The sequence below is a fragment of the Massilia brevitalea genome (assembly GCF_030711405.1).
GTDB classification, from domain to species: domain Bacteria; phylum Pseudomonadota; class Gammaproteobacteria; order Burkholderiales; family Burkholderiaceae_D; genus Telluria; species Telluria brevitalea.
The window spans coordinates 26,687-50,118 of the sequence record NZ_JAULSI010000009.1; the positions used below are offsets into that span (position 1 = coordinate 26,687).

Genomic DNA, 23,432 nt, shown 5'->3' on the forward strand with positions numbered 1-23,432 from the left:
CAGCCGCGCGGGCAGCGCTAGGAGGTTGGCGTGGGAAGGATATGCATGGCTGTCTCCGCTGTTTTGATTGTGGTGGCGATGCGAAGTTGCAAACCCGCAGTCGCCAACGCATTCTAGGCCGAGCAGAAGCCGGTGCAAGCGGCGCGCAAGCACCCTGTTTGTGCGGTTTTGCACAGGAAAATAAAAAACCGGGGCGCATGGCCCCGGTCTTCACTGCACGAAGGTGAGTGCTCAGTCACGCATCAACTCGCCGATCATCTTCACTGGCGCATTGCCATAGCTGAGGAACTGGTCGTGGAACTGCTTCTGGTTGAAACGGTCGCCAAGGGCCTGCTTGCGCTGTTCGCGCAGTTCCATGATCTCGCTGTAGCCGCTGTAGTAGCTGGTCAGCTGCACCGACGACAGCTGCACGCGGCGCCACTTCTCGGTCGCTTCCTGGCGCGTCTGGAAGGCCTGGTTCACCAGCAGGTCCAGCGCCGCTTCCTGGCGCATGCCGAGCACATGCACCGAGTAGTCGAGGATGGTGTTGGTCACGCTGCGCAGGTTCCACTTCGAGTACATCAGCCACATCTCGGGCGCGTTGCCGCCGTAGCCGGATTCGAGCATCATGCGCTCGCCGTATACGGCCCAGCCTTCGACCATGGCGCCGTTCCCGAACAGGGATTTGACCAGCGAAGGCGAACGGTTCGCATGCACCAGCTGGGCATAGTGGCCGGGGATGGCTTCGTGGATGTTCAGGATCTGCAAGATCCACTCGTTGTACTCGCGCAGGCTGCTCTCGGCCTGTTCCGCCGACAGACCATCGAGCGGGGTCACGTTGTAGTAGGTGCGGTCCTTCGGACGGTAAGGGCCTGGCGCGTCGATGCTGGCGCCGGCCACGCCGCGCTGGTACATCGGCGTTTCGCGCACTTCCAGCGGCTTGTTCGGGTCGAGCGTGAGCAAATCGTGCTTGATCACCCAGTCCTGCAGTTCCGGAATCTGGCGCCGGATCTCGGGCAGGAAGTTTTCGCGCGCGACGTGGCGGGAAGACAGCTTGTCGATCAGCAGGCCGATCTTCTTGAAGCGGGCGTTTGGCTTGCTCACGCCGGCCATGTAGCGCGGCCAGAGTTCGTCCGAGATCGTATCCATGCGCGCCAACAGTTCCTCGCGCGTGCGCAGGGCCTTGCGGAAGGTCTGTTCGGCGCTGCTGGCCGACTGGATCTCGAGCGCGAACTTCTGTTCGTACAGCGCCTTGCCCAGCCTGAACGGACGCGCCTGTCCGCTTTGGGCCAGGGTCTTGTCCATCTTTTCCAGGTAATCCACGTAGCCCAGCACCGCGCTGCCAGCATTTGCGATGCGCTGCGCGAAGATCGCCTTTTCCTGGGCATTCAGGATCGATTCCTGGGCCGCCTGGCCGAGGTCGGCCAGCACCGCCATCGTACCCGGCGCCTGGGCGATCGCCAACTGCGTGTGTTCGCGCGTCGGGTTCTTGATCGTCGCCTGCGCCGCCTGGTAGTAGGCGGGCACGTCGGCCAGGCGCTTGAGGAGGGTGCGCAGGCGCTGCGGCTTGGCGGCGTAGTCGGTGTTCAGGATCAGGTCGAGCGGCTGGGCCACGTTGTACAGCGACGGGTTCCATTCGAACTCGCGCAGCGTGGTCAAACGCCAGCGGTCGGTCTCGAGCTTGTTGACCAGGAGGGCGACGTCGGTGCGCTGGCGCGGCGACATCTGGCGCTGGTCCAGCTTGCGGAATTTTTCCAGCCATTCGGTGGCGAACGCGAGTTTTTTCGCGCGCGTGGCGTCGTCGGGAATGGTGAGATTCGCGGCGGCGTCGAACTTGCCGACCGAGATGCCGCCTTCGGGATCGACACGCCAGAGCGCGGTCAGGTACTGCATGCCGTACGAATCGGCGCGGCGGTCGAGGCGTTTTTCGGAACCGCCCGACTTGGCTGCCACGGCAGTGGTCGCGGTTGCCGCTGCTGCGGTTGCGGCTGCGACAGCCTTGCCCTTCGACTTGCCCTTGGCGGCGGGCGCCTTGGCCTTGGAAGACGCTTTGGATTTGACTACTTTCGTCGCCTTCGGCTTGGCGCTCTTGGTCTGCTTGGCGCTGGCGGGCGCCAGCGCGAGGCTGGCAAGCATGACTGCCAGCGCGAGTTTCGTTTTCATCATCGTAATCGGCCCTGTGGAGTATGAATCGGGGCGCTGGACGCAACGAGAACGCAGGCCAGCGCGCCAGCGTAGCACCATTCAGGCTGCTTGCGGGCGGTTGAAACATTACGTCACGTTTTGCGCCAGCCTGCGCCGGTCATCTTTCGCATGCGGCTGCGCTTGCAAAAGGGGCAATCATCACATGGATGCGCTCAGCGCGCCAGCCCCTGCTGCAGCATCGCCAGCATGTCGCCCGGCGACATGCGCGCCGCCATGTCGCCGCCTTCGAGCAGGCTGTCGGCCAGGTCGCGCTTGTGGCCGTGCAGTTCGACGATGCCTTCCTCGATGGTGTGGCGCGCCACCAGGCGGTAGATGGTCACCGGCCGCAGCTGGCCCATGCGGTGCGCGCGGTCCGAGGCCTGGTCTTCCACCGCCGGGTTCCACCACGGGTCCATGTGGATCACGTAGTCGGCCGCCGTCAGGTTGATGCCGACGCCGCCCGCCTTCAGGCTGATGAGGAAGAGATCTCCCTCACCGGCCTGGAAGGCGTCGACGCGTTTCTTCCGCTCCTGCATCGGCGTCGAGCCGTCCAGGTACTGGTAGGCGATGCCGCGTTCGTCGAGCAGCTTGCGGATCAGCGTCAGGTGGTCGACGAACTGGCTGAACACCAGCACCTTGTGGCGGTTTTCCAGCAGGTCGTCGATCAGGTGCGCAAAGGTAGTCAGCTTGCTGCTCGGGATGCCGAGCCCCGGCGCCACCAGTTCCGGGTTGCAGACCGCACGGCGCAGCCGCATCATCTCGGCCAGGATCGCAATCGACTTCTGGCTTTCCGGTGCTTCGAGTGCAGACAGCTTGTCCAGCGCTTCGCGCCGCAGCGATTCGTAGAACGCGGTTTCTTCAGCCGTCAATTCGACCGGGATCACGATCTCGGTGCGCGGCGGCAGTTCGGTCAGCACCTGGCTCTTGGTGCGGCGCAGGATGAAGGGTTGCGTCAGGCGCCGCAGGCGCGTGCGCGCGCCCGCTTCGGCGCGCTTGTCCTGGGCCTTTTCGATGGGGCCGGCAAAGCGCAGCTGGAACTGGTCGGCAGTCCCCAGCAGCCCCGGGTTGATGAACCTGAACAGGTTCCAGAGTTCGCCCAGGTGGTTTTCCAGCGGCGTGCCGGTGGCGATCATGCGGAAGTCGCCACGCAGGGCCATCACCGCCTGCGAGCGGCGCGTGGCCGCGTTCTTGAAGGCCTGCGCTTCGTCGAGCACGATGGTGTGCCACTGCTTTTTGGTGAACAGCGGCGCTTCCAGCTGCAGCAGGCCGTAGCTGGCGACGATCACGTCAAAGGCGCCGGCGTTCTCGATCATCCCGGCGCGCTCGCCAGGACCAAAGAGCTTGATGTTCAGCGTCGGCGCAAAGCGCGCCGCTTCGGCGATCCAGTTGGTGCAGACCGAGGTCGGCGCCACCACCAGGGTCGGGCCGTTCGGCGCGCGCAGCAGGATCAGCGCCAGCGCCTGCAGGGTTTTGCCGAGGCCCATGTCGTCGGCCAGGCAGGCGCCTACGCCCCAGTGCGCGAGGCGCGCCAGCCACTCGAAACCTTCGCGCTGGTAGTCGCGCAGCTCGGCCTGCAGGGTGGACGGCAGCTGCGGTTCGTAGACGGCGTTGTCCGCCATCTTCTTGAGGTGCTTGCGCCAGGCGGTGTCGGCGTCGACACCGCCTGCATCCATCGCCAGTTCTTCCAGTGCGAAGCTGGCCAGCGGATGCACGCGCAGCGCGTCGCCGTTCGCATCCGTATAGGCGGCGAGGTCGGTCAGCCTGCGGTGCAGCTCGTTGGTCAGCGCCAGGAACTGGTTGTCGCCCAGGGCGATGAAACGGCCTTCGCTGCCGCGCATCTTTTCCAGCAGCGACACCAGGTCCATTACCCGGTTTTCGTCGACCACCACTTCGCCATTCGCCGCAAACCAGTCCTTGTCGCGCTTGATGTTCAGGCGCACGGATTTGGACGATATTTTTTTACTGACGCGGAAAGGCTCGCCTTCGGGCCAGGCGATGACTACGCGCGCCGCATCGAGCTCCTGCAGCTCGCTCACCAGTTCCAGGCTGGCGAAAGGCTGGCCGAGCAGCCATTCGCCGTGTTCTTCTTCGGCGCCTTCAAGCGCGCGGCAATCCGCCAGCAGCTGGCGCTGGCTTTCGCGCTCGGCGTTCAGGTCGCGTTTGGCTTCGGTGCGCACGCCATTCACGTCGGCGATCACGCGCTCGGCGCCGCTGCCCGGTGCGTAATAGGCGCCAGTGTCGGCCAGCGGGCGCACCAGGATGCGGATGCGCAGGCCCTGGCCATACGGCAGCAGGTGCACATGCAGGCGCGGGTCGGCGGCGATGCGTTCGATGTCCGCCGAGCTGGCGCCGATGTCCGACTGCACCGTGACGATCGAGGAAATCGCGCCGATCGCCTGCAGTACGCGCACTTCGGCCTCCAGCGGCACCACCAGCGCTTCGCCAACGATGGCGCCGATGCGGCGGTGTTCCTCGCGCACGCGCACCACGCGCAGGCGCGTCGGCGATTCGCGCGTGACGACCACGTCGCCGGTGTCGCGGTGCAGCGGCGGGCGCAGGGAAATGGTCACGTTGTCGCGGTCGGCCTTTACGAGCAGCTCGGGTTCGCCCGGCAGCAGCTCCACGCGCGTGCCCGGCGTCTCCATCCAGAACAGCAGCGGGTGGCCGATCAGTGCGGCCACCGCCTTGTCGAGGTCGAATTCGTAGCGCAGGTTGCTGCCGTATTGCTGGCGCTGGGCGCCGATGCTGGCCACCACCTGCAGGTCTTGAGCACTGACGAAGTCGAGCGCGGCGGCTTCTTCGAGCAGGCGCTTCAGGCCCATCGGGCGGCCGCGGCTCCAGGCGCCTTGCGCATCGCGCTTCTGTTCGCGCGGCTCGACTTCCTGCACGCCGTACTGGGCGTCGTAGCGCAGCAGCCAGACCAGGCGCGATTCCTTCACCACCTCGACATTCACGGCCGGCTGCAAATTGATCAGCGCGTTCAGCTGGCGCTCCCAGGCCTGCTCGCGCTCGAACCAGAGCGTCATGTCGGTGAGGCGGTGCTGCCGGCGCAGGGCGATGGCGCGCGCCTCGTGCGCGATGCTGCCCATCTGCCCGAGCACGCCGGCCAGCTGGGCGGAGATGAGGTCGAAGCCGGCCGCTTCCGACAGCGCCAGGGTTTCTTCCAGTAGCTCGCTGCGGCCAGAGAGCTGCGGCATGCCCAGCCACCAGTGCATGAGCGCGCGGAACAGTACCGGCTGCAGCGCGGTTTCCCAGTTCCGCGACGGCAGCACGTTGGCGTCGACCGTGCCGCCGCGGATCTGGCGCAGCATGCTCAGTTGCTGGTAGACGGCGGTATCAAAGCTTTGCACGGCGCGTGTGGCGCTGTCGAGGTAACTGTCGAGGGCTTTATGCAGCTTGGCGTCGTCGCGGCGCAGCATGGCGGTCACGTACAAATAGCCGCCGATGCCGGGGAAGACCGCCTTGCGCCTGCCGGTTTCGCGGCGCAGCAGCTTCAGGGCGGCGTCGAAGCCCGTCAGGGCTTCGTCGGGCCCGTCGCGCAGCAGCAGGATGACGCTGCGGTAGAACAGGGCGGTGGAATCGTCCAGCTCCGTCAGCAGCGCGCCGGCGTCGTCCAGGCGGCCGCACAGGATCAGGTGCTCGGCCAGCGCCACGCGCAGGTCCATCGAGGCGCCGCCCCGCGCCACCTGGCGCTCGGTGTAGGCGCGGATGTCCGCCGCCACCTCCGGCTCGCGCTGGGCGTGGTGGATCAGCACCGCCAGCACGCCTTCGCGCACATGCGGGTGGATGTGGTCGAGCAGCTCCGGTTCGAAAGGCCGTGCGCAAATGTCGACGTAGGGTGGCGAGTAGGCGGCTTCGTGGCAGGCCAGGCAGGCCGCCAGCGCCGGCGCGATATACGCCTGGTCCTTGCCGGTGATGAGGGCCAGGCGCAGCAGCGCCACACCCTGGCGGTAACTGCGCAGCACCGGCCGGCCCTGCCAGTCCATCCGGATCGGCATGTCGTGCATGTAGCACGCCGCCAGTTCCTGGAGTTCGCCGTTGTCGAGCACCGCCTTCAGGGCCGGCCAGGAGGCCTCGGGCGCGATGATGAAGCCGCGGCCCGTGACTTCCTGGATGAAGCCATGCTCGCGCAGGGCGGTCAGGTCGGCGTTCGAGGCGCTCTCGGTAAAGCCGTTGCCTTTGTAAAGCAGCTTCAGGCAGTCGAAGATGCGCTTTCGGCCCATCGGCTCACCCGCCAGCGCGAGCAGGCCGAGAGGGCGTTTGAATTCGTCGGCGATTCCGGGGATGGCCTGGCGTGGGTCGTTCGATGTCATGCAGCCAGGTTCTCGATCTCGACCTGGGGCAGCCCGCCTGGGACCGGCATGCCGAACACGCGCAGGTAGAACACCAGTTCCGCTTCCAGCGTTTTCACCACGCTGTCGGCCTTGCGGAAGCCGTGGCCTTCGCCTTCGAGCGTGATGTAGGCCACCGGTACGCGGCTGGCGCGCAGCGCTTCGACCATCGATTCAGACTGCTGCGGCGGCACCACCTTGTCGTCCAGGCCCTGGAAGAAGATCATCGGGCGCTTGAGCGACGCGGTGTTGTGGATCGGCGAGCGCTGGCGATACACGGCGTCGGCCTGCGCTTTCGGCGCGATCAGGTATTCGTTGTAGTGCGACTCGAACTTGTGCGAGTCGGCATCCAGGCCGGCCAGGTCGGACACGCCGTAGTAGCTGGCGCCGGCCTTGAAGACGTCGTGAAAGGCCAGGGCCGACAAGGTCGTCAGGCCGCCGGCGCTGCTGCCGCGGATCAGCAGGCGTTCTGGGTCAGCCAGGCCTTGTTCGGCCAGGTAGCGCGCGCCGGCCACGCAATCCTCGACGTCGATCACGCCCCACTGGCCTTTCAGCAGATCGCGGTAGCTGCGCCCGAAGCCGCTGCTGCCGCCGTAGTTCACGTCGAGCACGGCGAAGCCGCGGCTGGTCCAGAACTGGGTGGCCAACTTGAGGGTGCTGGTGGCCATGCCGGTCGGGCCGCCGTGGCCGATCACGATCAGCGGCGGCTGTTCGCCGTCCAGTGGCGCGTAGTCCTTGTTGGTGGGCGCGTAGTGGAAGGCATAGGCGCTGCGGCCATTCGCGCTCGGATAGCGAATGCTGCGCGGGACGGACAGGTAGCCGGTGTCGGGCAGGGCGTCGATCGAGCGCGCCAGTACCTCGCGCGCGCCGGTGGCCGGGTCGATCAGGGCCAGTTCCAGGGCGATGGTCGGCGAGCCGGCCAGCACGGCGACTGCTTGCGGCGTCACGCGCAGTTCGCGGATTTCCTGGTAGGGCGTGTCGATAGTCGTGAGCGTGCAGCCGCGCGTGGACAGGCTGGCCAGGCGGCTGACGCCGTCCTCGATATAGGTGCAAACGATCTCGTTTTCCGAACGGAAGCCGTACATCGAACCGCCGAAGCTCCAGTGCGGGCCGCCGAACTCCGCTTCGCGCGGGCACAGTGCGTGCACCACGCCATGCTCGAAGCGGTACAGATTCCACCAGCCGCTGCGGTCGGACACGAAGTGCAGCAGGCCTTCCGGCGACCATTCGGGCTGGCAGATCGATTCATCCATGCCGCCCGCCACCAGGCGGCCGTCGACCAGCTTGCCGTCGTCCCCGACGTCGGCCACCCACAGCTCGGTGCCCTGCCAGGGCATGCGCGGGTGGTCCCAGCACAGCCAGGCCAGCTGCTTGCCATCGGGGGACAGGCGTGGCGCCGCGTAGAAATCGTTGCCGTCGACGAGGATGGTTTCACTGCCGTCGAAGCCGACCGCGCAGACCGTGTTCACCGGGTAGGCTTCGCCGGCCAGGTGGTCTTCGCGCACGGCGACCAGGCGATTGCGCGCGCGGTCCGGCACGAAGTCGGCATAGCGCACGGCTTCTTCCTTCGTCATCAGCACCGGTTCGCCACCATCTTCCACGCGGTACAGCTTGTTGTCGGCGTGGTGCGAGAACCAGACCGTGCCCTTGTCGACCGCATAGGCGCCGCCGCCGTATTCGTGCACGCGGGTGCGTACGTTGAACGGGGCCGGGGTCAGCTCGGCGGCTTGGCCGGCACGCTGGCGCAGCAGGGTGGTGCGGCCGGCTTCGCTGGCACGGCCGGCCAGCCACAGCACGTCCTGGCCGTCGAGCGCGAGCTGGGACAGCGGCATGGCGCCGGCGGCCACCACGGCGGCGCTGATCGGGGAAGTCCAGGTGCCGCAGGGCGCGGCCTGTGGGCGGGTCGAGTCGGTCATGGCGATGGTCTCGGTTTGAATGAGAACAGCATTATAGGAGTAGGGTGGGCACTTGTGCCCACGCGGATTCGACATGTGCAAACTCGCGATGGTGTTTCGACTCGCCGAGCGGCGTACCGCGTGGGCTCGAGAGCCTGCGCGGCCCGGCCCACCCTACCAACCCGGCAAGCCCTACCAATCCCCACCCAGCCGGATGCCAAGACCCCCGCAAGAATGCGATAATAACCCTCTTCCCGACGCTTTTATTGTCAGCCATGCCACAATTTGCCCCGCTCAAGAACGATACCTTCCTGCGCGCGCTGCTGCGCCAGCCGACCGAGTACACGCCTGTCTGGCTGATGCGCCAGGCGGGGCGCTACTTGCCGGAATACCGCGCCACCCGCGCGCGCGCCGGATCGTTCCTGGGTCTGGCAAAGAACCCGGACTACGCCACTGAAGTCACGCTGCAGCCGATCGACCGCTATCCGCTGGACGCCTCGATCCTGTTCTCGGACATCCTCACCGTGCCCGACGCCATGGGCCTGGGCCTGTACTTCGCCGATGGCGAAGGCCCGAAGTTCGAGCGCCCGCTGCGCACCGAAGCCGATGTGCTGGCCCTGCGCGTGCCCGACATGGAATCGCTCGACTACGTGTTCAAGGCCGTCACCTCGATCCGCCTGGCGCTCGATGGCCGCGTGCCGCTGATCGGCTTCTCGGGCAGCCCGTGGACGCTGGCTTGCTACATGGTCGAAGGCCAGGGCTCGCGCGAATTCCATACCATCAAAAAGATGCTGTACGCGCGTCCGGACCTGATGCACCGCATCCTGGAAATCAACGCCACCGCCGTCGCGCAGTACCTGAACGCCCAGATCGATGCCGGCGCCCAGGCCGTGATGATCTTCGATTCCTGGGGCGGTGCGCTGGCCGACGGCGCCTACCAGGAATTCTCGCTGAACTACATGCGCCAGGTGCTGGGCCAGCTGCAGCGCGAAAAGGATGGCGTGCGCATTCCGGCCATCGTCTTCACCAAGGGCGGCGGCATCTGGCTCGATGAAATGGCCGGCATCGGCGCCGACGCGCTGGGCCTGGACTGGACCGTGAACCTGGGCCGCGCACGCGCCCTGGTCGGCGACCGCGTGGCCCTGCAGGGCAACCTCGATCCGGCGATTTTGTTTGCCGCGCCGGATCAGATCCGCGCCGAAGTCGAACGCTCGCTCACCGCCTACGGTGCGCCGTCGGCCGGCTCGGGCCACGTGTTCAACCTTGGCCACGGCATTTCGCAGTTCACGCCGCCGGAATCGGTGAGCGCCATGGTGGAAGCTGTGCACAGCTTCAGCCGCCGCCAGCGCGCGGGCTGACCCAGGCGCCGGGTGGATTGTGTGTTCGTCCGTCCTTGAGCCCCTTTGGCTCAGGAATTCCACGCGGCGGCGCAGCAAAATCACACTTGTTCACAAGTTTCAAAAATGCAAGTCTAGTGGCTGTGGACAATTGGCTAGCTGGATCGTATGCGGCAAGCTATTGAATATAAAGAGTTTTTCTGCGTTTAATTTATTGGCTTGCTAGTGCGAAAGCGAGTTTTCCCAGCGAAATCAATGCTTTTCACTCCCTTGTTCACAAAGTTATCAACAGCGCGTTTAGCTCGGCCATAAAAAATCCCGTGTTTACCGATACTTAGACAAAGCTTCGTAGATTATTGTTTAAATCTTCATTACTTTGTTGCATGCCTTAGCACGGAAATCAAGGTTATACACAATCATTGCAAAGCGGGAATCAAGTTTCTGTGGACTACTTTGGCTAACGTAAGTAGTTGAATATGCAGGCCTTATTTTTCTTGTATTTCCGCGCATCCACGAATCGTTTGACTTAACGTAAACTTCTCCACCGGTCAAGCCTTCCTTTCTCCACAAAGTTTTCCACAGCCTGTACCCCCGAGGATAAATTTGCCGCATTGCATCCTAGAAATCGCACTCGACACGCCGCTGAACAGCGTGTTCGACTACGGCTGGCCGCACGAGGAAGGCGCCTTGCCGCTGGTCGGCCAGCTGGCGCTGGTGAGCTTCGGGCGGCGCGAAGTGATGGGATTGATCGTCGCAATCAAGCACGAGACCGATGTCCCGCCCGAGAAGCTGAAGGATGCGCTGGCGGTGCGCAGCCAGCTCGCGCCGTTGTCGAAAGAGTGGCTGGCGCTGGCCGGTTTCGCGGCCGATTACTACCAGCGTCCGCTGGGCGAGGTGGCCTTGCCGGGCCTGCCGAAGAACCTGCGCATCCCGAAAACCGTGTCGCTCGAGCGCGCATTGAAAAAGCTGGCCAAGCTCGATGCCGCGACCGATGCCACGCCATCCGGCATGCCGCCCCTGAACCCGCAGCAGCGCGAAGCGGCCGATGCCATCGGCGGCGCGATCGGCTTCAAGCCGCTGCTGCTGTACGGCGTCACCGGCAGCGGCAAGACCGAGGTGTATTTGCAGGCCTGCGCCCAGGTGCTGGCGCGCGACCCGCAGGCGCAGATCCTGATCCTGGTCCCGGAGATCAACCTGACGCCGCAACTCGAAGGGAACATCCGCGCGCGCTTCCCGGGCCTGGCCCTGGCCACCCTGCACAGCAGTTTGTCGGAAGGCGAGCGCATGCTGCACTGGCTGGCTGCGCATGGCGGCCAGGCGCGCATCGTGCTGGGCACGCGGCTGGCGATCCTGGCCTCGCTGCCGCACCTGAAACTGATCGTCATCGACGAAGAGCACGACCCCTCGTACAAGCAGCAGGAAGGCCTGCGCTATTCGGCGCGCGACCTGGCCGTGTGGCGCGCGCACCAGCTGCGCATTCCCATCGTGCTGGGTTCGGCCACGCCCTCGCTGGAAAGCTGGCACCACGCGCAGACGGGCCGCTACCGCAAGCTCGAACTGCGCGAACGCGCCGTGCGCGACGCCGTGCTGCCCACCGTGCGCCTGCTCGACATGGAACGCGACAAGCCGAAGGAAGGCCTGACTTCCGGCCTGCTGGCTGCGCTGCGCAAAAGGCTGGAACGCGGCGAACAGTCGCTGCTGTTCCTCAACCGGCGCGGCTATGCGCCGGTGATTACCTGCGAATCCTGCGGCTGGATCAGCAACTGCACGCGCTGCACCTCGTTCATGGTGCTGCACAAGCCCGAGCACCGCCTGCGCTGCCACCACTGCAGCCTGGAGCTGCGCATCCCGCGCCACTGCCCGACCTGCGGCAACGTCGATTTGCAGCCTTTGGGACGCGGCACCCAACGTTTCGAGGAAGGGCTGGCGGCGATGTTCCCGGAAGCGCGCATCCTGCGCATCGATGCCGATTCCACGCGCAAGAAGGGCAGCGCCCAGGAAGCCTTCGACACCGTGCACCGCGGCGAGGTGGACATCCTGATCGGCACCCAGATGGTCGCCAAGGGCCACGATTTCAAGAAGCTGACCCTGGTCGGCATCCTGAACCCGGACACGGCGCTGTTCTCGCAGGACTACCGCGCCAGCGAACGCCTGTTCGCCCAGCTGATGCAGGTGGCGGGCCGGGCCGGACGCGCCGGGCTGGCCTCGGAAGTGCTGATCCAGACCCGCTATGCCCAGCATCCGCTGTACGCGGCGGTGGTGAAGCACGACTACGACCGCTATGCCGGCAGCCTGCTGGAAGAACGCCGCCAGGCTGCGCTGCCGCCCTATATGTACCAGGCGCTGCTGCGCGCCGAGGCGCCGGAACTGGCCACCGCGATCGCCTTCCTCGAAGAAGCGCGCGACATCCTGCCGAGCGACGCGATCACGCTGAACGATCCGATCCCGATGACCATGACCCGCGTGTACAACGTCGACCGCGCCCAGTTGCTGGTCGAGTCGAGTTCGCGTCCGGCGTTGCAGGCCTTTTTGAAGGAGTGGGTGGGTTTGCTGCGGGCGCTGAAGTCGCGCGTGCGCTGGTCGCTCGAGGTCGATCCGCTCGATATCTGAGGGCCAGGCTCGCTGCCCGTCCCGCAAAAAAAGCGTAAGCTCACGGGGCCAGAACGACGAGGACAATAATGAACAAAATGAATTTGGACGTGGCCATCATCGGCACCGGCACCGCCGGCATGTCGGCCTACCGCGCCGCCCGTGCCGAAGGGGCGCGCGTGGTCGCCATCGAAAGCGGCCCTTACGGCACCACCTGCGCGCGCGTCGGCTGCATGCCGAGCAAACTCCTGATCGCCGCCGCCGATGCATCGCACATGCTGGACCTGGCGCCGGGCTTCGGCGTGCACCCCGAGGGCAAGCGCATCGACGGGCGCGCCGTGATGGAACGCGTGCGCCGCGAGCGCGACCGCTTCGTCGGCTTCGTGCTCGAAAGCGTCGAGGGTTTTCCGGCGGCCGACAAACTCCAGGGGCGGGCACGCTTCACCGGCCCGCACACCTTGCAGGTCGACGAGCATACCGAGATCGAGGCCAAGACGTTTGTGATCGCCACCGGCTCGACGCCGACCGTGCTGCCGCAACTGAAGCAGGTCGGCCCCGGCATCGTCACCAGCGACGATGTGTTTTACTGGGACGATCTGCCAGGCTCGGTGGCCGTGATCGGCACCGGCGTGATCGGCCTGGAACTGGGCCAGGCCCTGACGCGCCTTGGCGTGCGGGTCAGCCTGTTTGCGCGTGGCGGCAGCGTCGCCCACCTCAGCGACCCGGAAGTGCTGCGCTCGGCCACGCGCACCCTGGCGCAGGAACTCGACCTGCGCTTCCAGACCGAAGTCGTGCGCGCAGAGCAGCTGGGCGATGAAGTCCTGCTCACCACGCGCGACGCGCTCGGCAAGGAAACCAGTGAACGCTTCCAGTATGTGCTGATGGCTGCCGGTCGCACGCCGAACGTGCACGGCATGGGCCTGGAGACCACCGGGCTGGAATTGCAGGCGAACGGCATCCCCGTGTTCGACAGCCGCACCATGCAATGCGGGAACAGCCACATCTTCATCGCCGGCGACGCCAACAACGAGCTGCCACTGCTGGCTGAAGCGGCCGACCACGGCAAGATCGCCGGCGAGAACGCGGGCCGCTTCCCCGACATCCGCCCCGGCCTGCGCCGCACGCCACTGGCGATCGCCTTCACGGAACCGAACATCGCCACCTGCGGCAAGAGCTACAAGGCGCTATGCGAAGGCGGCCGGCCGAAGTTCGCCATTGGCCAGGTGTCGTTCGAGAACCAGGGCCGCAGCCGGGTCATGTTGCAGAACAAGGGGATGCTGCGCGTATATGCCGAATACGGCACCTGCCGCTTCCTCGGCGCCGAGATGATCGCGCCGCGCGGCGAGAACATCAGCCACCTGCTGGCCTGGGCCGTGCAGGCGCGCCTGACCGTGCCGCAGATGCTGGAGATGCCCTTCTACCATCCGGTGATCGAGGAGGGCGTGCGTACCGCGCTGCGCGACCTGGCCGCCAACCTGGCGAAGGGAGTGAATCACACCGACCCGGCGGATTCGGAGCCAGGGACGTAGCAATGTCGGCGGCATGAACCGTACGGTGGGCACTCCGTGCCCACGCGGTTACGTGCCCATCCTGTTGACCCGCTGCCGCAACATTCCGCTCCGCGGCCCCAACCCCGGCCACGTACAGGAACTAATCCCATTCAACCCGGGACGCATGCACGGTCCCACCCCAATCCACCGGATACACGCCTTCCCGCACATACCGATGAAACGTCGAAAACGGCCACGCCGCCACGTTCCCGGCATGCCCATGCTTTACCGGATTGAAATGCAAATAATCCATGTGCTTTTCAAAATCCGATTCATCGCGAATCTTGTGCTCATGAAAACGCCGATGCCAGATGCTCGCATCGCGATGCTTGATGCGTGACACCGATGGTTGCCGTCCATTCCCGAATTGATCTGCGCAGGAGCGCGAAACGAGCCGCTTGATTAGCGCCCAGCGGGTCGAATAATCGGCATCATCCGCCGGCAAGGTCCAGATGGTGTGCAAATGATCCGGCATCAGCACCCAAGCATCGATATCAAAGGGACGGCGCTGGCGGACCTCGATCAGGGCCGAGCGTAGTGCGTTGCGGATGGGTACCGTGCAGAGAATCGGCCGGCGCCAATACGACACCAGTGTGAAGAAGTAGGTTTGGCCATCACGGGCGCGGCGGTAGCGGGACATGGTGGCGCGGATTGTAGGGCACGCTCACCATCGCACGAGACGCGTCTCGATTGATCATTGAGACGCGTCAGCGATATGCAGAGGTATCGACCACCACAGATGCTAACGCAACGCGACGTTCCGCGTGGGCACGGAGTGCCCACCGTACGGGATGTGCCGCCGTCTTGCGGCGACATCATCTCAGTTCAAATAACTCGCATCCAGCTTGCCCTCGGCCGCCAGCTGGCGCAGGATGCGTACCGTGTCGATGTCCGCTTCCTGGTAAGCCGATTTCTTGAAATCGTCATACATCTTGTTGGCCGGATCGGTGTGCTCGCCGGTGCCGTCGTCGTAGGAGAAGCGCACGTACAGGCGCGCTTCGGCGGGCGTTTCGATGCGCATGGTCAGCGTCGAGGCCTGGATCTCGCCCTGGGCCGGCACCTCGTAGCGCACTTCCTGCAATGGGGTCAGCACCACGGTGTCGTGCACCACCAGGTCGCCGTAGCGCAGGCGGCGCTTGAAGCTGCCGCTCTCGCGCTCGCCGATCTCGCATTCGTCCAGGTGCGGCACGAACAGTTTCGGCGACTCGGCGCGAATCACCAGGCCACGCCACAGTTGTTCGCGGGTGATCGTGTCGCTCAGCGGATTGAGCAGGTCGTTAATTTCGATCAGGTGTTCAAATTTCATGGGTCTCGGACTCGAAGGCAGGCGCGGGGCGCAAAGAGGGCGATGGTAACCGATCGCACTGGAAGCAGACCATATGCCGCCGATGCGCCGGAATTCAACCTGCGCAGCCGGCGCGGAGCAGCGGCGTTGCAAATCCACACAGCAAGATTGGCGGATCGACCAGAGACCACCGGCGAAGGTGTCGGAAAGCAGCATCAGCGCGCACAGCCGCGCCGGCTTCGCTACAATACCCGGCTGTTCCCCCGCAAATTATTTCCATGTCCAATGCACCACAGTTCGGCCTGAACGGGCCGCAAAGCGAAGCGGTGCTCTATCTCGACGGCCCCTGCCTGGTGCTGGCCGGCGCCGGCTCGGGCAAGACGCGGGTGATCACCCAGAAGATCGCCTACATGATCGAGCATTGCGGCTACGATCCGCGCACGATCGCGGCGCTGACCTTCACCAACAAGGCCGCGCTCGAAATGCAGGAGCGGATTGCCAAGCTGCTCAAGCAGCCGAAGCAGGCCAAGCAGCTGACCGTCTCCACCTTCCACTCGCTGGGCGTGAAAATCCTGCGCCAGGAAGCGGCCGGCGTCGGCCTGAAGGACAAGTTTTCCATCATGGACAGCGACGATTGCTACACCATCGTCTCCGACCTCGGGCTCACCACCGACAAGCAGGAAATCCGCCGCATCCAGAACGCGATTTCGCTGTGGAAGAACGGCCTGGTCGACCCGGAAGACGCCATCAAGGGGGCGAAAGACGAGGACGAAGCCCAGGCCGGGCGTGTCTACCGCAGCTACGTGGCCACGCTGCAGGCCTACCAGGCGGTCGACTTCGACGATCTGATCCGCCTGCCGGTGGAGCTGTTCCGCAACAACGACCCGATCCGCGACCGCTGGCAGCGCCGCCTGCGCTACCTGCTGATGGACGAGTACCAGGACACGAATACCTGCCAGTACGAGCTGGTGAAACTGCTGGTGACGGGCATTGGCAAGAAGCCGATGTTCACCGCCGTGGGCGACGACGACCAGGCGATCTACGCCTGGCGCGGCGCCTCGGTGGAAAACCTGAAGACGCTGCAGGTCGACTTCCCCGACCTGCGCGTGATTAAACTCGAACAGAATTACCGTTCCACCACGCGCATCCTGCAGGCGGCGAACGCCGTCATCGGCAACAACCCGAAGATCTTCGAGAAGTCGCTCTGGTCCGAGCACGGCCTGGGCGAGCCGATCAAGGTGCTGGGCATGCAGAACGACGAGCAGGAAGCGGACCAGGTGACGATCATGATTTCGTCCGACCACTTCCAGCGCAAGAACAAGTGGTCGGATTACGCGATTTTGTACCGCGGGAATCACCAGGCGCGCGTGATGGAGCAGGCGCTGCGCAAGGAGCGCATCCCGTACACCATGTCCGGTGGCCAGAGCTTCTTCGATAAGGCCGAGATCAAGGACATCATCGCCTACCTGCGCCTGATCGCGAACCAGGACGACGACCCGGCCTTCATCCGCGCGGTGACCACGCCCAAGCGCGGGGTCGGCATGGCGACGCTGGAAGTGCTGGGCGAAGTGTCGAAGCAGTGGAACTGCTCGCTGTTCGAGGCGGCCAGCAAGGGCGGCATCGAGGCGCGCCTGCAAGACCGCCAGCTGCACCCGCTGCGCGACTTCTGCCGCTTCATCGACGACCTGGAAGACCGCGCCACCCGCCCTGGCCCCTCGGGCAGCGGCGACCATGCCGCCGAGGTGCTCGACGACATGATGAAGGAGATGAACTACGAGCACTACCTGTACGAAAGCTTCGACGACCGTGCGGCGCAGAGCAAGTGGCAGAACGTGATGGAGTTCACCAACTGGCTCAAGGAACGGGGCCGCGGCGGGCGCGAGCGCGATGGCGAGGAAAAGAACCTGCTCGAGCTGACGCAGATGGTGGCGCTGATGTCCATGCTCGAGGGCCAGGACGAAACGCCGGACGCGGTGCGCATGTCGACCCTGCACGCCTCGAAAGGGCTGGAGTATCCGCACGTGTTCCTGGTCGGCGTGGAAGAGGGCATCCTGCCGCACAAGGGCGACCCGGACGACCCGATCGAGAAGATCGCCGCGCGCATCCAGGAAGAGCGGCGCCTGATGTACGTGGGGATCACGCGCGCCCAGCGCACGCTGCACGTTACCTGGTGCAAGAAGCGCAAGCGCGCGGGCGAGCTGGTGCACTGCGACCCGTCGCGCTTCATCAAGGAGATGGCGCTGGACGAAGGCGATGCGCCGCCGAAGGAAAGCGAGATCATCAGCCCGAAGGACCGCCTGGCGAGTTTGAAGGCCTTGCTGGCGACGCCGAAGCCGGACGCGCCGGGCACGCCGGCGTAGTGCCGGCTGTTCGAATCGCCCGTGGGCGTAACCCGTACGGTGGGCACGGGGTGCCCACCGTACGGTAGACGATACCCGGCATAATGCCGCTCTTTAAATTGCTGAATACAGGACCCGCCGTGGACCAAGAAGACCGTTTTGTCGACATCGAAATCAAGCTGGCGCTGCAGGAAGACCTGGTCGACACGCTGAACCAGACCGTCTATCAACAGGCGCGCAAGATCGACCAGCTCGAAGCCATGATCGCCAAGCTGGCCGATCACATCCGCAATTTGCAGGAAGCCGGCCAGAACCCGGTCAACGAGCGTCCGCCGCATTATTGATTGCCTGCGGCCGCAGGGTGGGCCAGGCCGCGCTAGTTCGTAGGGTGGGCTCTCGAGCCCACGCGGTCGTACGGCAATGTACCGCACGGCCATTTAATACCGCACATCTCGGCAACATGGCTTGTTCTCGGGCGCGTGGCGTGCAAGCGCCGTACCGCGTGGGCTCGAGAGCCCACCCTACCCCCGGCCGCCGCTCCTCACCCACATTTTTGCCTGTCCTTACACGTCTGTACACCCGTCTGTACAGGTTTGTTAGCAGTTTGTTTCACTGTGACGATACGGCAATAAAGCCTGCTATGATCTCCGGCGCACCTGTCGGCGGCGATCCCGCGGGCAGCCCGAGTCGAATTCGTGAGAGAGACAATGAAACGCCCAACCATGCTCATCATCGCGGCCAGCCTGGCATTCGCCGGCACCGCTTTCGCCGCTCCCGCCGGTTCCGGCACAGTCCTGGATGCATCGAATCCCTTCGCCAAGCCCAGCACCCTGCCGTTCAACTACCCGGCCTTCGACAAGATCAAGGACGAGCACTTCGCGCCCGCCTTTGAAGCCGGCATGCGCGAGCAGCTGCGCGAAGTGGCCAGCATCGCCAACAACAAGGCGGCGCCCACGTTCGAGAACACCATCGTCGCGATGGAGCGCTCGGGCCAGATGCTGTCGCGCGTGTCCGCCACCTTCTCGAACCTGCAGACCGCCAACACGAACGACCGCCTGAACGCCGTCGACAGCGAGATGTCGCCGAAGCTGGCCGCCCATGGCGACGCCATCTACCTGAACGCCAGCCTGTTCAAGCGCGTCGAGACCCTGCACGCCAAGCGCGACCAGCTCGGCCTGGACGCCGAAGCCAAGCATCTGCTGGAACGCTACTACAAGGAATTCGTGCGCGCCGGCGCCAAGCTCTCCAGCGCCGACAAGGAAAAGCTGAAAGCCTACAACGGCCAGATCGCCTCGCTGCAATCGGAGTTCTCGCAGCGCGTGCTGAAGGAAGCGAATGCCTCGGCGCTGGTGGTCAACACCCGCGAAGAACTGGCCGGCCTGTCGGACGCCGAAATCACCGCCGCCGCCGCTGAAGCCAAGAAGCGCGGCATGGAGGGCAAGTACGTCATCGCCATCGTCAACACCACGATCCAGCCGCCGCTCTCCAGCCTGACCAACCGTGCGGTGCGCGAGCGCCTGCAGGCGGCGTCGATGAACCGCGGCAGCCGCGGCGGCGAATTCGACAGCCGCGACCTGGTGCTCAAATTGGCCAGGCTGCGCGCCGAACGCGCCGTGCTGCTCGGCTACCCGAACTACGCCGCCTATTCGCAGGAACTGGAAACCGCGAAGAATCCGGCCGCCGTGAACAAACTGCTGGCCGAACTGGCCAAGCCGGCCGTGAACAATGCGAAGAAAGAAGCGGCCGCGATGCAGAAGATCGTGGATGCCGAAAAGGGCGGCTTCCAGGTCGCCGCCCACGACTGGGCCTTCTACACCGACAAGGTACGCTCGGCCCAGTACAACTTCGACGAAAGCCAGCTGCGCCCTTACTTTGAACTGAACAACGTGCTGGTGAACGGCGTCTTCTTCGCCGCCACCAAGGAATTCGGCATCACCTTCAAGGAACGCAAGGACCTGCCGGTCTACGACCCGGACGTGCGCACCTTCGACGTGATCGACGCCAACGGCAAGCAGCTGGCGATCTTCATCTTCGACCCGTACGCGCGCGCCAACAAGCAGGGCGGCGCATGGATGAACGAGTACGTGTCGCAGTCGCACCTGCTGGACCGCCATCCGGTGGTCGGCAACCACCTGAACATTCCGAAGCCGGCCGCCGGCGAGCCGACCCTGCTCACCTACGACGAAGTGCGCACCGCCTTCCACGAGTTCGGCCACGCGCTGCACGGCATGTTCTCGGACGTGAAGTACCCGCACTTCTCGGGCACCAGCGTGCCGCGCGACTTCGTCGAGTACCCGTCGCAGGTGAACGAGATGTGGGCCACCTGGCCGGAAGTGCTGGCCAACTACGCGAAGCACCACAAGACCGGCGCGCCGATGCCGAAGGACCTGCTGGACAAAGTCGTCGCCTCGAAGAAGTTCAACATGGGCTTCGTGACCACCGAGTACCTGTCGGCGTCGCTGCTCGACCAGCGCTGGCACCAGCTGACCCCGGCCCAGGTGCCGACCGACGTGCTGGCGTTCGAAGCCCAGGCATTGAAGGATGCGGGCGTCGACTTCGCCCCGGTGCCGCCGCGCTACCGCACGACCTACTTCTCGCACTCGATGAACGGCGGCTACTCGGCCGGCTACTACGCCTACCTGTGGAGCGAAAAGCTCGACGCGGACACGGTGCAGTGGTTCACCGAGAACGGCGGCCTGTCGCGCAAGAACGGCGACCACTTCCGCAAGACCCTGCTGTCGCGCGGCGGCACGGCCGATGCGATGGATTTGTTCCGCAATTTCCGCGGGCGTGATCCGATCATCGAGCCGCTGCTGGAGCGTCGTGGTTTGACGCAGTGATCGGTGGCGGTGGTTGTCAACACCGCCAACAATGATCATCCGTCACGCGTGGGCGCGGGAGCGCCCACCCTACATTAGCAATGATCGTTGCCGTATCTAACGTAGGGTGGGCGCCCCGTGCCCACGCGGAACGACGCCTTTACGCACCCCCCATTTTCACCGCACCACAATAGAAACAGAGACCCCATGACCCGTCCCCAACTCCTGCTGATCGCCGCCAGCGTCGCCGCTGCCAACCTGGCCTATGCCCAACCGGCCTCGATGCTGGAAGCCTCGAACCCGTTCGCCAAGTTCAGCACCCTGCAATACCAGTACCCGCCCTTCGACAAGATCAAGAACGAGCACTTCGCCCCGGCATTCGCCGAAGGCATGCGCCAGGAAGCGGCCGAGATGGAAGCGATCGCCAACAACAAGGCGGCGCCAACCTTTGACAACACCATCGTCGCGATGGAGCGTTCGGGCCGCCTGCTCGACCGCGTGGGTTCGGCCTTCGGCACCCTGCAAGGTTCGTACACCAACGACACCCTGCAAGCCCTGGCCAAGGAACTGGCGCCGAAACAGGCTGCCCACAGCGACGCGATCCGCCTGAATCCGAAGCTGTACGCGCGCATCAAGGCACTGTACGACAAGCGCGACAAGCTGAACCTGGACGCCGAGTCGAAATACCTGCTCGAGCGCTACCATACCGACTTCGTGCGCGCCGGCGCCCAACTGTCGGATGCGAACAAGCAGAAGCTGAAGGCGATGAACGCCGAGCTGGCCGCGCTGTCGACCCAGTTCGCCCAGAACGTGCTGAAGGAAGCCAACGCCTCGGCCCTGGTCGTGAACACCCGCGAAGAGCTGTCCGGCATGACCGACAAGCAGATCGACGCCGCCGCCGCCGAAGGTAAAAAGCGCGGCCTGGACGGCAAGTTCGTGATCCCGGTCGTGAACACCACCCAGCAGGCTGGTTTGTCGGTGCTGACCAACCGCGCCACCCGCGAGAAGCTGCTGGCCGCATCGCTGGCCCGCGGTTCGCACGGCGGCGAGTTCGACAACCGCGACGTGGTGCTGAAGATTGCCAAGCTGCGCGCCGAACGCGCCGTGCTGCTGGGCTACCCGAACTTCGCCGCCTACAACCTGGAAGACCAGACCGCGAAGACCACCGGCGCCGTCAACAGCCTGCTGGCCGAATTCGCCAAGCCGGCGGTGAACAACGCCAAGAAGGAAGCAGCGGAAATCCAGAAGGTGATCGACGCCGAAAAAGGTGGCTTCAAGGTCGCCGCCCACGACTGGAACTTCTACAGCGACAAGGTGCGCCAGCAGCGCTACGCTTTCGACGCTTCGCAGCTGCGTCCTTACTTCGAGCTGAACCGCGTGCTGCAGGATGGCGTGTTCTTCGCCGCTAATAAAGAGTTCGGCCTGACCTTCAAGGAACGCAAGGACCTGCCGACCTACGTGGAAGACGTGCGCACCTTCGACGTGTTCGACGCCGACGGCTCGCAACTGGCGATCTTCACCTTCGACCCGTACGCGCGCGCCAACAAGCGCGGCGGCGCCTGGGCGAATGCCCACGTCGGCCAATCCAAGCTGCTGGGCACGAAGCCGGTCATCGCGAACAACCTGAACATCGCCAAGCCGGCCGCCGGCGAACCGACCCTGCTGACTTACGACGAAGTGCGCACCACCTTCCACGAGTTCGGCCATGCGCTGCACAGCATGTTCTCGGAAGTGAAATACCCGCGCCTGTCGCGCGTGCCGCGTGACTACGTCGAGTTCCCGTCGCAGGTGAACGAGATGTGGATGGCGTATCCGGAGGTTCTCTCCAATTACGCCAGGCACTATCAGACCGGTGCGCCGATGCCGAAGGAACTGCTCGACAAGGTGCAGGCTTCGCAACAGTTCAACGAGGGCTACCGCACCACCGAGTACCTGGCCGCGTCGCTGCTGGACCAGGCCTGGCACCAGCTGACCCCGTCGCAGATCCCGACCGACGTGCTGGCCTTCGAGGCTGAAGCGCTGAAGAAGGCCGGCGTCGACTTCGCCCCGGTGCCGCCGCGCTACCGCACGACCTACTTCTCGCACACCTTCTCGGGTGGTTACTCGGCCGGCTATTATGGCTACCTGTGGGCCGAGAAGCTGGACGCGGATACCGTCAACTGGTTCAAGGAACACGGCGGCCTGACCCGCAAGAACGGCGACCACTTCCGCAAGACCCTGCTGTCGCGCGGCGGCACGCTGGACGCGATGCAGATGTACCGCAATTTCAGCGGGCGCGATGCGCAGGTGCAGCCGTTGCTGGAGCGTCGTGGGTTGACGGGGGAGTAATGTATCGATAGCGGTGCGGTTGCGATTGACCGCACCGTAGCGATCACCGCGTGGGCACAAGTGCCCACCCTACGGCGACAATGTAGGGTGGGCTCTCGAGCCCACCGTTTTTTTTCGTGCGCACGCACACCCCACCGCCCTCCGAATCCGGTGTATAAACACCCCGATCCCACAACGAAAAATCCCCCCAAGCGATGAGTGTTCAATCCCTGCACGGTATTACTTTAGAATCGCTGTTAACCCGCCTGGTCGAGCACTATGGCTGGGACGGACTCGGCCGCCGGATCGACATCAACTGTTTCCAAAAAGATCCGAGCATCAAGTCGAGCCTGAAGTTTTTGCGCCGCACGCCCTGGGCGCGCGAAGAGGTCGAGAAGCTGTATCTCGAAACCCGCTTCCCCAACTAGCGAGAACACCATGCTGAACGAGAACCAGAACGAGAACCTGAGCGATCCAGACCTGAAAACACGCCTGAAGACCCTGCACCGCAGCCTGTCGGAGACCGACGAGGTCGACGAGGAACTGCAGATGCTGCTGCGCCAGCTCGACGGCGACATCAAGCAAGTGCTCGAGCGCCGCGCCGACCAGGACCTCGACGCCAACACCTATGGCCTCGGTTCGCGCACCCAGGAACTGAGCGCCCGCTTCACCGCGCGCCACCCGAAAGTGGCCACCACGCTGAACGAACTCGGCAGCATCCTGTCGAACATGGGCATCTGAAGCGGCGAGAATAGAGGCTGCTCAGCCACAAGTCATTGAAATGTAAGCAATTTTCCAGGCGGTGAGCAGCCTTGGA

General features: G+C 64.7%; 14 protein-coding genes. 9 read left to right on the top strand and 5 right to left on the bottom strand.

Features of this window, described 5'->3' with window-relative positions:
- Positions 1-231: 231 nt before the first annotated feature.
- From QWL29_RS07375 to QWL29_RS07385, 3 genes are all read right to left on the bottom strand, one after another.
- Positions 232-2,145, bottom strand: coding sequence for a DUF885 domain-containing protein (locus QWL29_RS07375; protein WP_305822243.1), 1,914 nt, complete (start codon positions 2,143-2,145; stop codon positions 232-234).
- Between the two features lie 191 nt (positions 2,146-2,336).
- Entirely contained in the window at positions 2,337-6,476 is a 4,140-nt protein-coding gene (locus QWL29_RS07380; RefSeq protein WP_305822244.1) for a DEAD/DEAH box helicase, read from the bottom strand.
- Entirely contained in the window at positions 6,473-8,410 is a 1,938-nt protein-coding gene (locus QWL29_RS07385) for a S9 family peptidase (RefSeq protein WP_305822245.1), read from the bottom strand. The genes QWL29_RS07380 and QWL29_RS07385 overlap by 4 nt, the downstream gene beginning before the upstream one ends.
- 254 nt (positions 8,411-8,664) lie before the next feature.
- On the opposite strand from QWL29_RS07385, the gene hemE reads away from it, so the two are divergent.
- From hemE to QWL29_RS07400, 3 genes are all read left to right on the top strand, one after another.
- The gene (hemE, locus tag QWL29_RS07390) at positions 8,665-9,747 is read left to right on the top strand and encodes a uroporphyrinogen decarboxylase (RefSeq protein ID WP_305822246.1); all 1,083 of its coding nucleotides are present in this window, start codon (positions 8,665-8,667) and stop codon (positions 9,745-9,747) included.
- Between the two features lie 582 nt (positions 9,748-10,329).
- A complete protein-coding gene (locus QWL29_RS07395) occupies positions 10,330-12,336 on the top strand; it encodes a primosomal protein N' (RefSeq protein ID WP_305822247.1) in 2,007 nt (668 codons plus the stop codon).
- A 68-nt stretch (positions 12,337-12,404) separates the two neighbouring features.
- Positions 12,405-13,844 carry a dihydrolipoyl dehydrogenase gene (locus tag QWL29_RS07400; protein ID WP_305822248.1) on the top strand — a complete coding sequence of 480 codons (1,440 nt, stop codon included), beginning with the start codon at positions 12,405-12,407 and terminating at the stop codon, positions 13,842-13,844.
- A 121-nt stretch (positions 13,845-13,965) separates the two neighbouring features.
- Here QWL29_RS07400 and QWL29_RS07405 read toward each other — a convergent pair whose 3' ends face one another.
- Positions 13,966-14,505, bottom strand: coding sequence for an REP-associated tyrosine transposase (locus QWL29_RS07405; protein WP_305822249.1), 540 nt, complete (start codon positions 14,503-14,505; stop codon positions 13,966-13,968).
- A 180-nt stretch (positions 14,506-14,685) separates the two neighbouring features.
- Positions 14,686-15,171, bottom strand: coding sequence for an SRPBCC family protein (locus QWL29_RS07410; RefSeq protein ID WP_305822250.1), 486 nt, complete (start codon positions 15,169-15,171; stop codon positions 14,686-14,688).
- Between the two features lie 257 nt (positions 15,172-15,428).
- Between QWL29_RS07410 and QWL29_RS07415 the strand changes: the two genes are divergently transcribed.
- From QWL29_RS07415 to QWL29_RS07440, 6 genes are all read left to right on the top strand, one after another.
- Complete coding sequence (locus QWL29_RS07415; protein ID WP_305822251.1) at positions 15,429-17,510, top strand: UvrD-helicase domain-containing protein; 2,082 nt, start codon at positions 15,429-15,431, stop codon at positions 17,508-17,510.
- 119 nt (positions 17,511-17,629) lie between these two features.
- Entirely contained in the window at positions 17,630-17,833 is a 204-nt protein-coding gene (locus QWL29_RS07420; RefSeq protein WP_305822252.1) for a SlyX family protein, read from the top strand.
- A 363-nt stretch (positions 17,834-18,196) separates the two neighbouring features.
- Positions 18,197-20,329: a M3 family metallopeptidase gene (locus QWL29_RS07425; RefSeq protein ID WP_305822253.1), complete on the top strand. Its 2,133-nt coding sequence runs from the start codon at positions 18,197-18,199 to the stop codon at positions 20,327-20,329.
- A 186-nt stretch (positions 20,330-20,515) separates the two neighbouring features.
- The gene (locus QWL29_RS07430; protein ID WP_305822254.1) at positions 20,516-22,636 is read left to right on the top strand and encodes a M3 family metallopeptidase; all 2,121 of its coding nucleotides are present in this window, start codon (positions 20,516-20,518) and stop codon (positions 22,634-22,636) included.
- Positions 22,637-22,830: 194 nt separating this feature from the next.
- Positions 22,831-23,043 carry a VF530 family protein gene (locus QWL29_RS07435; protein WP_229436482.1) on the top strand — a complete coding sequence of 71 codons (213 nt, stop codon included), beginning with the start codon at positions 22,831-22,833 and terminating at the stop codon, positions 23,041-23,043.
- A gap of 10 nt (positions 23,044-23,053) precedes the next feature.
- A complete protein-coding gene (locus QWL29_RS07440; protein WP_305822255.1) occupies positions 23,054-23,356 on the top strand; it encodes a DUF4404 family protein in 303 nt (100 codons plus the stop codon).
- The last annotated feature ends 76 nt before the right edge of the window (positions 23,357-23,432 follow it).